Source organism: Microbispora sp. ATCC PTA-5024 (assembly GCF_000511135.2).
GTDB lineage: Bacteria > Actinomycetota > Actinomycetes > Streptosporangiales > Streptosporangiaceae > Microbispora > Microbispora corallina.
In genome coordinates, this window is sequence record NZ_KI866526.1 from 591,224 (window position 1) to 602,995 (window position 11,772).

The window sequence follows — 11,772 nt, forward strand, 5'->3', positions numbered from 1 at the left end:
TGGAGCCCGCGTCCGCGCGCTACAGTCCCGCTATGGCCGACGAATCCGCGTCCGCGCGCTCCGAGGGTGGCGGCGTCCAGTCCGTCGACCGGGCCGTCAGCATCCTGGAGATCCTGTCCCAGCGGGGGGAGGCCGGGGTGAGCGAGATCGCCCTGGAGATCGGGGTGCACAAGTCGACGGCGTTCCGGCTGCTCGGCGCCCTGGAGTCGCGGGGCCTGGTCGAGCAGGCCGAGGACCGCGGCAAGTACCGCCTCAGCTTCGGGATCATCCGCCTGGCCGGCGGCGTCGCCGCCCGGCTCGACCTCACCCAGCAGGCCCGCCCGGTCTGCCGCCGGCTGGCCGAGGAGATCGGCGAGACCGTCAACCTGGCCGTGGCCCGCTCCCACTACGCCGTCAACCTCGACCAGGTGCGCGGCCCGTCCGCGGTGACGGCCCACAACTGGGTGGGCCAGCTCACGCCCCTGCACGCCACCTCCAGCGGCAAGGTCCTGCTCGCCCACCTCGACGAGCGCCGGCGGGCGCAGCTCATCACGGCCGCCGGGCTGGAGAGCTACACCCCGAACACGGTGACCTCCCCCGACGTGCTCCGTCAGCAGCTCGACGAGGCACGCCGGAGGGGGTACGCGGTCACCGTGGAGGAGTACGAGATCGGGCTGAACGCCATCGCCGCCCCGATCCGGTCGTACGAGGGGGACGTGGTGGCCGCCGTCAGCGCGTCCGGCCCGGCCTACCGGTTCAGCGAGAAGCGCATGCACGAGCTCGCTCCTTCGCTCGTCGCGGGCGCCGACGACATCAGCCACCGCCTGGGCTACGTCGGCTGACCGGTGCCGAGCCGGTCGAGCACCCACTCGTGGAAGGCGCCGATGTGGTGCTCGGTCGGCACCAGCACGCCGCCCCGCGCGTACGCGCGCGACCCCATCGCCGGCTGGCAGCGCTCGCAGGCGTCGAAGTCCTGGACGTTGACCCGGTGGAACAGCTCCACGGAGGGCCCGATGTCCCGGCCGTCCTCCACCACGTCGGCGCGGAACAGCCAGTCGCACTCGACGATCGTGCGGTCCACCGCGAGCGGGAACATCCGGTGCAGGATCACGTGGTCGGGCACCAGGTTGAGGAACATGGTCGGCTTGACCGTCAGGCCGTAGTAGCGCCGGTCCTGGGTCTCGCTCACCCCGGGGATGCGGTCGACGCCGGCCGAGCCGTCCACGGTGAAGCCCTCGACGCCCTCGCCGAACTCCGCCCCGTGCCCGACGTACAGCTGGGTGGCGAGGCCGTCGGCGAACTCCGGCAGCACCTCGGTGAGCTCGGGGTGGATCGTCGCGCAGTGGTAGCACTCCATGAAGTTCTCGACGATGAGCTTCCAGTTCGCCTTGACGTCGTAGACGATCCGGCGGCCCAGCGCGAGGTTCTCGATGCCGTAGTTGTGGACCGCGTCGAGGTCGCCCAGGCGCCCGGCGACCTGCGCCTGCACCTCCTCCTCGAACGGCCGCGGCTCGTCGGCCAGGCACACCCACACGTACCCGAGCCACTCCCGCACGTGCACCTTCACCAGGCCGAACTCGACGCGGTCGATGTCCGGCATCCTGCTCAGGTTGGGCGCGGCGATGAGCTTGCCGTCCAGGTCGTAGGTCCACGCGTGGTACGGGCACTGGAAGGCGCGGCGCACCTCGCCGGACTCCTCGGTGCAGATCCGGGCGCCCCGGTGACGGCACACGTTGAGGAACGCGCGGATCGAGCCGTCCTTCGACCGGCTGACGATCACGCTCTCGCGGCCGATCTGCACGGTACGGAACGCCCCCGGCTTCGCCAGGTCGGCGGCCCGGACGGCGCAGAACCACATGGACTCGAAGATCCGCGCCTGCTCCAGGCCGAAGACGTTCTCGTCCGTGTAGTAGGTGCCGGGCAGGGTGGCGATGACGCTCGGAGGAAGGCTGCTCGTGGTCACGCCGCGCCGCCTTCCCCGGTCCGCGTCGTCCGCCATGACGGGGTGGCCGTCTGCTGGTTCACTTCCACTCCTTATCCCTCGGCGAGATCCCCGAGTCGCTCATCGCGCGCCGACGGGCTCGATCCGGCGGCGCCACCGGGTGAACAGGCGCACCTGGTCCACCCCGAGGACGGCGGTCGTCCGGCCGTCCCTGCGGTAGACCGCCAGGAAGCTGCGGGCGTCCGGATCGCCCTCCTCGACCGTCACCTCGTCCCCGGGCCCGGCGTGGCCCGCGAACTGCACGCGCCGGCCGTACTGGTCCGACCAGAGGTACGGCGGGGCGGCCTGGCCGGGCGCCGCTGTCCCGCCGGACAGGAGTGTGGACACCGCCGTGGCGGGCCGCTGCGCCGCGCCGGTCCAGTGCTCGACCCGGTGGTGGCGGCCCAGGCCGGGATCGAACCAGGAGGCGCAGTCGCCGGCCGCGACGACGCCGGGCACGCTGGTGCCTCCTCCAGCGTCGCACAGCACTCCGTCGCCCACATCGACCCCGGCGCCCTCCAGCCACTCGACGGCGGGACGGGCGCCGATGCCCGCCAGCACCACGTCGGCCGGCAGGCGCCGCCCGTCCTCCAGCAGCACGCCGTCGACCCGGCCGTCCCCGGTCAGGGCCCGTACGGCGACGCCGCAGACGACGCGCACGCCGTGGTCCTCGTGCAACCCGGCGAGGACCGCGCCCATCCGCGGGCCGAGGGCCCGGGCGAACGGCGCGGGGGCGACCTCGACGATGACGACGTCCAGGCCGAGCGTCCGGGCGGTCGCGGCGACCTCGGCGCCGATGAACCCCGCGCCGATCACGACGAGCCGCCGCGCCCCGGCGAGGTCGTCGCGCAGCGCGCGGGCGTCGTCGACCGTGCGCAGCGTGTGGACCCCGCCGAGGCGCCACGGAAGCTCCCGGGCCACGGCGCCGGTCGCGATCACCACGCCGTCGGCCTCGACAGACGTCCCATCGGTAAGAGGGACCGCGAAGCCGTCGCTCCGCCGCTCCAGGCTCGTGGCCGCGGCTCCGAGCCGCCATTCCGCGGCGAGGTCCTCCCCGTCCGCCTCCAGCGCCAGGCCGGCCTCGGCGAGGTGCCCGGCGAGGAACTCCTTCGACAGCGGCGGCCGGTCGTACGGCCGGTGGGACTCGGCGCCGATCATCGTGATCCGCCCGTCGAAGCCCTGGGCGCGCAGGGCGCGGGCCGCGGACAGCCCGGCCAGGGACGCGCCGACGACCGCGACCGACCTCACGCCGACCTCGAGCGGACGCCTGGCGGCAGGTTGGGCGGCAGGTCGGACGGCTCGACGTAGACCGTGCCGTCCTCCACGACGACGCGGTGGGTGCGGACGGGCGCCTTGGCGGGCGGCGCGTCGACCTGCCCGGTGCGCAGGTCGAACCGCGACGCGTGCAGCGGGCACTCCACCTCGCACCCCTCCAGCCATCCGTCGGCCAGCGAGGCGTCCTGGTGGGTGCACGTGTCGTCGATGGCGTACAGCTCGCCGTCCTCGGTGTGGAACACGGCGATCGGCGGGTCGGCGTCGAGACGGATGGCCTCGCCCCGGGGAAGGGCCGCGAGGGGGCACGCAGGGATCATGCAGCAGTCCCCAAGTTGTGTAAAGCGGAACAAGAAGCGCTATGCGCAACAGATTGCGGTGCCCGGCATCCAAAGTCAAGAGGCGACAAATCGGGCTAATCGTGCTAGTCCCGGTATTTCCCAGAGGGACCCGCGGGCATGCGAAAGCGGCCGGACCGGGCACCCCGGGGCGCGGGTGCCGGTCCGGCCGCGTGACCGGAGGAGGGATCAGGCGTTGACGGCCGTGCGGCCGCGGACCTGGAGGGTGGTCAGCAGGCCGACCACGACGGTGACGGCGCCGGCGATCCAGGCCGTCCAGGCCGCTGAGGCGTGGCCGTCGAAGCCGAAGGCCCACGGCGAGACGAACAGCAGCGCGCCGAAGGCGGCGGTCACCCAGGAGCTCGCCCCGCCGGCGCCGAGGATCGCCCAGAGCGCGGAGACCACGAGCAGGGCGCCGAGGAGGAGCAGCGGCTGGTCGGCCGCGTTGACGTCGCTCGCCCAGAAGAACGGGGCCAGCACCGACACCAGGCCGGCGATGAGGGCGACGACGTCGGACAACGATCTCGTGAGATCCATCCGGGCCTCCGATGTGGGAGAGATGACCTGTTTGATCCCGACGGTCTGCCTGATTGACCGCCCGGTCAACACTCCGGACAGTCAGTGTTAGCTAACTCGCCGTGACGCGACCGTCCGGCGCCGGGACCGTCGGCGCCGAGGGTGCGGACGGGGACGCGGCCGTCGCCAGAGTGGGGACGGGCGGGGGGACGCGGCCGTCGCCGGATGGGCGGGCGGGGGGACGCGGCCGTCGCCGGGGTGTGAACGTTCCCGGGGTGTGGCGTTCCCGGGGTTTGGGCGGGCGTCGAGTGTGGGCGGGCGTCGAGTGTGGGCGGGCGTCGAGTGTGGGCCGGCGCCTGTGTCAGCGGAAGAGCACGAGACGCACGGCCTCGTCGATCGGGACGCCGCCGCCGATCAGTTCGAGCACCCGGTGCCGGGTGTCGGGCGTGTCGAGCAGGGCGGCGATCACCGAGGCGACGTCGTCCCGCGGGATCGCCCCGCGCGGAAGCGGCGGGTCGGCCAGCGTCACCAGCCCCGAGCCCGGCTCGTCCGTCAGCCGGCCCGGCCGCAGGATGGTCCAGTTGAGCGGACGCGAGCGCAGGTCGTCCTCGGCGGCCGTCTTCGCCGCGACGTACGCCGCCCAGACCTCGTCCGAGCCGGGAGGCGGCGGCGACCCCGCGCCCATGGTGGAGATCTGGATGAAGCGCGCGACGCCCGCCCGTTCGGCGGCGTTCGCCAGAAGCACCGACCCTCCCTGGTCGACCGTGTACTTGCGGGCCACGCCGCTGCCGGCCCCGGCGCCGGCCGCGAAGACCGCCGCGCCCGCGCCCAGGAGGACGCGGGCCACCTCGTCCACCCCGGCCGTCTCCAGGTCGCACAGCACGGGCTCGGCGCCGGCCCCCCGCACGTCGTCCGCCTGGGCGGGATCGCGGATCAGGCCGACCGGCGCGTCGCCGCGCTCCGCCAGGATCCGTTCCAGCCGGAGCGCGATCTTCCCGTGCCCACCCGCGATCACCACGCGCATCGGTCGTTCCTCCCCGTTGTCGGTCGTCGAGGCGGCTCGGCGACGATTCCGGGCCGGATACGGCGGCGTACCCATTTCGTCCGTTCCGCACCGGGCGCGTGCGAAACCGCCGAGAGCGAGTCGCGAAACAGGGATGCCCTCCGGTTACTTCTTGTGATAGTCATGTAACCGTCAGTGATCGGTAAGGGTTCGCGCCCGCGTATCCGAGGATGGTCATGCTGGTCTTGGTACTCGCAGTCGTCGCCGCGGTCGGCCTGGTGGCCCTGGCCGCCTTCCTGTTCCGCACGTTCGACCACGGCACCGACGACCGAGATCCGCGGGGGATGTCGGCGGGCCACGCGGGCTCCATGCTGTCCTCGCTGTTCCTGTTGGTGTTCGCCATCGCCATCGTGGTTCCGTGGGCCACGGCCGACTCCGCCCGGCAGAACACCTACGCCGAGAGCCAGGCGCTCGTGGAGACCTACTGGGCGGCCGGCGGCCTCCCGTTGCCGGACGGCGCCCAGGTGCAGGACGAGTTGCGTGGCTACACCCGGTACGTGATCGGCAAGGAGTGGCCGGCAATGTCCGGGGGCGCGTTGAGCACCGAGGGCACGACCCGGCTGGAGTCCATGCGGGCCCGGGTCGCCGCCCTCCAACCGGCGGGCGACGACGCGCGCGAGGCCAGGAGCGCCGTCCTCGACCGGATGGCCGACCTGTTCTCCGCGCGCCGCCAGCGGGCCGCCGACGCGCGGACGTCCCCGCCGCCCGGCGTCCTGCTGCTGACGATCGTGACCGGTGTGGTGGTCGTGCTCTACCCGTTCATCGCGGGCGCCCGGCCGCGCGGCGCCGCGCTCCTCCCGATGACGCTGATGGCCGGCCTGCTCGCGATCGGCGTCTACCTCGCCTTCGACATCGCCCACCCGTTCAGCGGCGGTCTCGCCGTACGGCCCGACGCGTTCGTGAACGCCCTGGACGAGTTCCAGCGCATCCCGGAGGGCCGGTGACATGAGACGCGCGATGGCGGGAACCCTCGCCGGCCTCGCGCTCGCGGCCACCGCGGCCGCGGCGCCGGGCGCTCGGTCGCCAGGGCGGCCGCCCGCGAACGGCACGGACGCGGTGCTGGTCGAGGCCGCGGCCGGGCGGGACGATCCCGGTCCCGGCCTCGGGGTGGCGGTGTGCGCCGAGGTCCACGTGCTCGTGGACCTCCGTGCCGGGCTCGGGCTCGGCAAGGTCCCGTGCCGCCGGGAGGCGCCAGCTCCCGCCCTCCCACCTGTCGTCCCTCCGCCGGAGCGCCGCGAGCCGCCGGCCCACCGGGCGAGACACGTCGCGCCTGCGCCGCCTCCGCGGCACGTTCCCTTGGCACGACCACGGCCGGCCCCGACCCCCTCGCCGTCGCCCCGGCCGAGCCCGTCTCCAACACGGGCGGTCCGTGAGCCCGTCATGCACGCCGAGACGCGCATGCGGCCGCGGCCCCGCCCACTCCTCGGCACGGTGGCCGTGGTGGTGATCCTCTCCGTGATCATCGCCGCCGGAGCCGCCGTCGCCTTCGGCACCCTTCGCTGATCCCACGGCTCGTTCCCTCTGTGGGCTCGCGATGGGCCCGGCGCCCGGCGGGATGCGCTGGTGGCTCGCATCCCGGCCGGGCGCCGGTGTGGCCTGGCTCAGGATGAGCCGGTCGCCCGGGCGAGGACCTCCTCGGTGGTGAGCGGGCTCCTCGGGTGGTGGCTCAGGCACAACGGCGCCTGGAGCTTGCGGAACCGCGCACCCTCGACGGCCGCGTAGAACTGGCCGGACCGGAGCCGGGCGACGTCCGCGACGTCGCTGCCCTTCGCCTTGGCCATCTCCCGGGCCGCCGTGATGTGGACCGGTGCGTTCAGCAGCCCGAAGAACTGGGTCGACGCGTTGCCGGGGATCCCGTTGTGCAGCCCCTTCGGAGCCTGCGTCGCGAACACCAACCCGAGGCCGTACTTGCGCGCCTGCGCCGCGAGGGCGAGCGTGCTGCGGGTGCAGGCCGTCATCGCCCCCGACGGCGCGAACGTCTGCGCCTCGTCCATCACGAACAGGCCGCCGAGCGGCCGGTCGCCCGCTGGGTTGCGCTTGATCCAGGCGAACAGCGCGAGCTGCAGCTGGTTGACGAAGCTCTGCCGCTGGGCGTCCGACGGCAGCCCGGCAAGGTTGATCACCGACACCCGCGCCCGCCTGCCGTCCGGAGGCGTCAGCAGGACGCCGGGGTCCACCGGCGTGCCCCGGCCCGCGAACAGCGGATCCATGACCACGGCCGCCTGCAGGTTCTGCGCGATGTCCGAAGCGATCTTGGACGCGCCCTCGATCGTGCTCACGCCGTCGGGCAGGTCGTCCAGCAGGGCGATCAGCCTGGTGAGGCCCGTCATGCCCCGCCGTCCGTAGTGCTCCACGGCCTCGCGGAGCACGGCCTGCCCGAGATGGGCCTTGGACGTCCTGCCCTCCAGCTTCGCCCGCGGCACGAGAGCGGTGACCGCGGCGTCCACGGCCTCGGTGAACTCGTCCGGGTCGTCCAGGACGCTCGCGAAGTCGGGCAGCGGCTGGAAGCTCAACGGACGGCCGCTCTCCCTCCCCGGCGTCCAGACCACCACGTCGGTGCCGGCGAGGTAGTCGTCCGCCCTGGCCGCGTCGCCGGGGCCCCACCGGTCGGGCGGCTCCGGCCAGGCCTCGCCCAGCCGGGCCAGATCGTTGTTGGGGTCGAGCGCGATCGTGGACACGCCCTGGAGCGCGCACTCCTCGATGAGGCGGCGGATCAGCACCGTCTTCCCCGAGCCCGATCCGGCGAAGATCGCGGTGTGCCTCCGGAGGGCCTCCAGCCGGACCCGCACCGGCTCGCCGTCCGCGATCGTCGCGCCGATCGTCACAAACGGCGCCTCGTCCTCCACGGCCATGCCGCTGGACGGGGGAGCCTTCTGGAAAGGGGAGGCGGCGCCCCTTCCAGGCACCCCGCGCGTCCTGGCGACGTTCGCCGTCGCGCTGGCCGGGCGGGCGGCCTGGGCGACGGCCGTGGTCGCGCGCGTCCGCGCCGCCGTTCGGCTGGCCGCAGTCCGCTCGTCCGCTTCCGTGCCCGGTCCTGGCCGCCCGGTCCGGTCGCCGTCCGGGGGCTCCGTCCTTCCCTCTGCTGGATCGGGCTGGGCGGGCGGCGGCATCCCGGCGTCGCCGAGCGCCTCGCGGAACAGCTTCACTTCGGCGGTCGGTTTGCGCGCCGCGAGCCAGGCCTGGAGGTTCGGCGGGTCGGCCGCCTGCAACCGGCGAAGCGCGGCGAAGATCTTCAGGTCCTCCTCCTCGATCTGCAGGACGCGGCCGCCCGCCTGCTCGAACGCGGCGAGGGCCTCCTGGGTGCGGGGTCCTCTTGCCCACGCCTGGTTCCTGAGCACAAACAGCCTCCGCTTGGGCACTGCCGCGTCCAGCCCGGCGGCGACCGACGCGTTACGCAGGCGGGTCAGTGCGGCGAGGGCGTTGGTTGCCGCGACCGCGCGGAAGCACCAGTGCGCCTCGTCCTCGATTCCCTCGTCCAGAGTCCGGCGCAGGCGCGCGTGAAGTGGGGGCCTGGCGCTGGGCGCCGCGTCCTGGCTGAACACGCGCCCGGCCTCGCCATGCTCCAGGATCCACGCGGCCAGTCCCGCGGACAGGAGGGGCGGCATCTCCGCGTCTTCCGTGGCGGGGCCCAGCGCGCCCGCCACGTTCGCCTCCTCTCGTGCCCTGGCGAACAACGCGTCCAGCGCGGCCAGGTCGGCGACGGCGGGCACGGGCGGCGGGAGATCGGGCAGCGGCGGCACATCCTGCTCGGAGAGCCGTTGCAGCTCCGTGATCTCCGCACCGGCCAGGCACGAGCGGACATGGGTGTCGATCCTCTTCAGCAGCTGGCGGGGTGTGTACTGGTAAGCCTCTTCGAACGCCTCGGACCTCACGGGCCAGGTGGGGTACGGGGGATCGAACCCGGCCGCGCCGTACTGCACCGCGAAGCGCTTCTCGATCAGCGTGATGCCGGTCGCCGCGTCGGGGATCGTCTTGAGCGGAGAGCTCTCCCGGAAGCGGTCCTGGGCGGTGTCGGTGGCCTGCGTCTTGATAAGGACCCAGGTCGCCGGCAGGGAGCAGACCACGGTCAGCGTTCGGTGGGTCACCTCGCGAAGGGTCATCAGTCCGCCCGCGACCTGCTCGACCGTTCTCCTCCACGGTGAGCCGTCCCCTCTGCCGTCTGTCGACATCCCGGACTGCGCGATCAGCGTGTCTATCTGGTCCACCGCGATGACGGACGGGCCGGTGAGCGCGACCAGGCGCGACAGATCCCGGACGATCTCCTGCGGCGACTTCTCGACGGTACGCAGGCCCCATGCCGCGCGCTCGCCCGGCTCGCCCTCCGAAGCCGAGGCGAGGTAGGCATCGCCGACGTCCTGTGCGGTGAGATCCCGGGACGCGCGCAGCACAAGGGCTCGGGCCACGTCCTGGGCGTCGCCGCCCACCAGCCGGTCGTAGCGGCGCAGCGCGGCGACGAAGTCGTCCAGGGCGTCCTTCACCAGCGGGGCATCACCGATCACCGCGGGGCGCACATCCGCGGACACCCCTGTCAGCACGCACAGCCGCCACAGGAGCTCCTTGAGCTGGCTCTGCGATCCGAGGATCGGCCTGGACAGGCTGTCGAGCATCGACAGCAGCACGCTCTGCCAGAAGTCCCTGGCGTCGAGCAGGCTGACCAGGAAGAAGTAGGCGTCCTCCTCGTGTGCCTTCTGGCGGACCCAGCCGAGCAGGTGCGTCTTGCCGCTGCCCCGCTGCCCTTGGACGACGATGCCGATCGGGCTCGCGCCGTCGCTCTCCTCCGCCTCGATCAGGCCGTCCAGGATGAGCCGCGCGGTGTGCCGGTGGAGGCTTTCGACATGGAATGGCGACGGACGCCACACGTCCTCTGCCGCCTGGGCGTAGTTGAACCTGAGCGCCGCCAGGGCGCGGCGCGCGCCGGTCGTCATCAGGCTCCGATCAGGATCAGGTGCTTGGGCTGGTCCCCGATGGTGACCGCCGCCCTCCTGTCCTCATCGGTAAGCGTCTTCTGGTTCGTCTCGGGAATCAGGTGCACGTCGGGCATACCGATCATCCGACGAAGAGTGCCGTCGACCTCCTCCGGGCTCGCGTCGCCTAGCAGCGGGCGCAGCCTCGTGAGGCTCACCCAGGCGTTCGGGCCGTCCGCCAGCCGCCGGTACGCTTCCCGGATCCGCGACTCCACGTCAGGGCCCCCCTCCCCGGTGTCCGTTTCGGCGATCTCGGCGTCGATCTCATCGTCGATGCCGGTCTCGTCGAGAGCGAAGAACTCGCCGAGGCTGGTCCGCGTCTGCCGCAGGTGGCGATGCAGGCCGGCGGCCAGCGCGCGGAGCGCGGCCTCGAGCGCGCGGCCGGCGGGACGGGGAGAGGAGGGCACTCCGTCGCGGAACAACTCCGCCGCCCGCGCCCAGCCGGCGTCGGTGAGCACATGAGCGTACGAGCGGCTTCGCACCCAGCTCTCGACCAGCTTGAGGTCGTTCAGCCTCTTCCGGTCGTCGCCGGTGATGGTCAGGTTGTAGCGCTCCTTGAGCTCGGGGTTCGAGACCTCCCGCGCCTCGGCCATCAGGAGGAGCAATGCGGCGGTCTGGGACGATGACAGTGGCTTCTCAGGCATGAGGTGTCGATCCTTCGAACGTTCCAGCGCGGCGGCGGTGCAGGAAGCGCTCCAGTTGGTGGAGCACCGTGTCCATCTCGGTCATGATCTGGTCGTTGGTGAAGCGGAGGACGGCGAAGCCGTCGAGTTGGAGGCGCACGTCGCGCTGCCGGTCGGCCTCGAACACCAGTCGCTTGCGATGCTCGGGGCCGTCGACCTCGACGACGCAGCGCTCGGCGCGCCACATCAGATCGACCCGTACGGCCGGGGTGAGGGGCGACGATTGATGGGCCTGGTTCCAGGCGCGTCCCGCCGCCCAGGAGCACGACCGCAGAGCCGCCTCCAGCGCCTTCTCCGCCCGGCTCGCGGGATGCGGGATCCCGGCCACGGCGGGAAAGCGCAGCGTGGGGCGCGGGTCCGAGAGGTCGACGGGAGGGGCGGCGGCCCGAGGGGAGAGGCGCATGGCGATCGTCTCCACCCGGTCGACGGCGAGGAGCGGCGCGCCCGCGAGCCAGACGCCGAAGCCGCCGTGGTGGGCGAGCCACTCCGACGCCGCGACCAGCACCTCTTCGCCGGCTGGGGAGAGCCCCGGCGGGACGAGCACGAGCAAGGCTGCGCTGTCGCGACGGAAGCCGGCCGCGATCACGCGGGCCAGCCCCGCCGCCCGCACCTCGGGCGCGAAGCGACGGGCACCGGCGCCGCTGCGTTCGGCGACGTCGGGACCGGTCATGGCGCGGAGGGACAGCTCGGCCAGGTCGGCGAGGAAGGGCCCGAAGTGGCGGCTGGCGGAGGCCGCCCGCAGGGCGAGCGCGCGCACGGCGGCCACGCTCGCGCCCCCGGCGCCCTCAATGGTCGCCGCCTCCGGCAGCCAGGCCGGGAACAGCTCGGCGGCGGCCTTCTCGAGATCGGTCAGCACGGCGTTCACGGTGTCCGCCGCCGTCGGAACCGGGCGGGGGTCGTAGACCACCGTCGCGGGTGCGCCCTCCGGCAGCGGCTCCATCAGGAGAGCGTCCGCCCCGTCGAGTCGTACGACCCG

11 protein-coding genes are annotated in these 11,772 nt (G+C 73.2%); 3 read left to right on the forward strand and 8 right to left on the reverse strand.

The window, feature by feature from the left end; translation table 11 throughout:
- Nucleotides 1-32: 32 nt before the first annotated feature.
- Complete coding sequence (locus tag MPTA5024_RS33425) at nt 33-821, forward strand: IclR family transcriptional regulator (protein ID WP_051458964.1); 789 nt, start codon at nt 33-35, stop codon at nt 819-821.
- On the opposite strand, the gene MPTA5024_RS33430 is transcribed toward MPTA5024_RS33425, so the two are convergent.
- The 5 genes from MPTA5024_RS33430 to MPTA5024_RS33450 form a co-directional block, all read right to left on the reverse strand.
- Nucleotides 809-1,942: an SRPBCC family protein gene (locus MPTA5024_RS33430; RefSeq protein ID WP_036332140.1), complete on the reverse strand. Its 1,134-nt coding sequence runs from the start codon at nt 1,940-1,942 to the stop codon at nt 809-811. The genes MPTA5024_RS33425 and MPTA5024_RS33430 overlap by 13 nt on opposite strands.
- A gap of 99 nt (nt 1,943-2,041) precedes the next feature.
- Complete coding sequence (locus tag MPTA5024_RS33435; protein WP_036331724.1) at nt 2,042-3,208, reverse strand: NAD(P)/FAD-dependent oxidoreductase; 1,167 nt, start codon at nt 3,206-3,208, stop codon at nt 2,042-2,044.
- Nucleotides 3,205-3,552: a bifunctional 3-phenylpropionate/cinnamic acid dioxygenase ferredoxin subunit gene (locus tag MPTA5024_RS33440; RefSeq protein WP_036331726.1), complete on the reverse strand. Its 348-nt coding sequence runs from the start codon at nt 3,550-3,552 to the stop codon at nt 3,205-3,207. The genes MPTA5024_RS33435 and MPTA5024_RS33440 overlap by 4 nt, the downstream gene beginning before the upstream one ends.
- 207 nt (nt 3,553-3,759) lie before the next feature.
- On the reverse strand, nt 3,760-4,107 hold the full coding sequence (locus tag MPTA5024_RS33445) for an SPW repeat protein (RefSeq protein WP_036331728.1): 348 nt from the start codon (nt 4,105-4,107) through the stop codon (nt 3,760-3,762).
- 340 nt (nt 4,108-4,447) lie between these two features.
- Complete coding sequence (locus MPTA5024_RS33450; RefSeq protein ID WP_036331730.1) at nt 4,448-5,110, reverse strand: NAD(P)H-binding protein; 663 nt, start codon at nt 5,108-5,110, stop codon at nt 4,448-4,450.
- Nucleotides 5,111-5,325: 215 nt separating this feature from the next.
- Between MPTA5024_RS33450 and MPTA5024_RS33455 the strand changes: the two genes are divergently transcribed.
- Together MPTA5024_RS33455 and MPTA5024_RS44440 are read left to right on the forward strand one after the other, a co-directional pair.
- Nucleotides 5,326-6,093: a bestrophin-like domain gene (locus MPTA5024_RS33455; RefSeq protein ID WP_036331732.1), complete on the forward strand. Its 768-nt coding sequence runs from the start codon at nt 5,326-5,328 to the stop codon at nt 6,091-6,093.
- 436 nt (nt 6,094-6,529) lie between these two features.
- Nucleotides 6,530-6,652 (forward strand): hypothetical protein, encoded by a 123-nt coding sequence (locus MPTA5024_RS44440; RefSeq protein ID WP_269750653.1) that lies wholly within the window; start codon nt 6,530-6,532, stop codon nt 6,650-6,652.
- 98 nt (nt 6,653-6,750) lie between these two features.
- Here MPTA5024_RS44440 and MPTA5024_RS33460 read toward each other — a convergent pair whose 3' ends face one another.
- From MPTA5024_RS33460 to MPTA5024_RS33470, 3 genes are read right to left on the reverse strand one after another with little or no spacing between them, the layout of a single operon-like run.
- A complete protein-coding gene (locus tag MPTA5024_RS33460; RefSeq protein WP_036331734.1) occupies nt 6,751-10,074 on the reverse strand; it encodes an ATP-binding protein in 3,324 nt (1,107 codons plus the stop codon).
- Nucleotides 10,074-10,757, reverse strand: a complete 684-nt coding sequence (locus MPTA5024_RS33465; RefSeq protein ID WP_036331736.1) for a hypothetical protein — start codon at nt 10,755-10,757, stop codon at nt 10,074-10,076. Before MPTA5024_RS33465 ends, MPTA5024_RS33460 begins: the two co-directional genes overlap by 1 nt.
- Nucleotides 10,750-11,736, reverse strand: a complete 987-nt coding sequence (locus tag MPTA5024_RS33470) for a DUF559 domain-containing protein (RefSeq protein WP_063794835.1) — start codon at nt 11,734-11,736, stop codon at nt 10,750-10,752. Before MPTA5024_RS33470 ends, MPTA5024_RS33465 begins: the two co-directional genes overlap by 8 nt.
- Between the last annotated feature and the right edge of the window lie 36 nt (nt 11,737-11,772).

Bases quoted from the DNA above. Each gene is read 5' to 3' on its own strand.
- MPTA5024_RS44440 (WP_269750653.1), top strand. From the start codon at position 6,530: ATGCACGCCGAGACGCGCATGCGGCCGCGGCCCCGCCCACTCCTCGGC.
- MPTA5024_RS33465 (WP_036331736.1), bottom strand. From the start codon at position 10,757: ATGCCTGAGAAGCCACTGTCATCGTCCCAGACCGCCGCATTGCTCCTC.
- MPTA5024_RS33440 (WP_036331726.1), bottom strand. From the start codon at position 3,552: ATGATCCCTGCGTGCCCCCTCGCGGCCCTTCCCCGGGGCGAGGCCATC.
- MPTA5024_RS33425 (WP_051458964.1), top strand. From the start codon at position 33: ATGGCCGACGAATCCGCGTCCGCGCGCTCCGAGGGTGGCGGCGTCCAG.
- MPTA5024_RS33455 (WP_036331732.1), top strand. From the start codon at position 5,326: ATGCTGGTCTTGGTACTCGCAGTCGTCGCCGCGGTCGGCCTGGTGGCC.
- MPTA5024_RS33450 (WP_036331730.1), bottom strand. From the start codon at position 5,110: ATGCGCGTGGTGATCGCGGGTGGGCACGGGAAGATCGCGCTCCGGCTG.
- MPTA5024_RS33470 (WP_063794835.1), bottom strand. From the start codon at position 11,736: ATGGAGCCGCTGCCGGAGGGCGCACCCGCGACGGTGGTCTACGACCCC.
- MPTA5024_RS33445 (WP_036331728.1), bottom strand. From the start codon at position 4,107: ATGGATCTCACGAGATCGTTGTCCGACGTCGTCGCCCTCATCGCCGGC.
- MPTA5024_RS33460 (WP_036331734.1), bottom strand. From the start codon at position 10,074: ATGACGACCGGCGCGCGCCGCGCCCTGGCGGCGCTCAGGTTCAACTAC.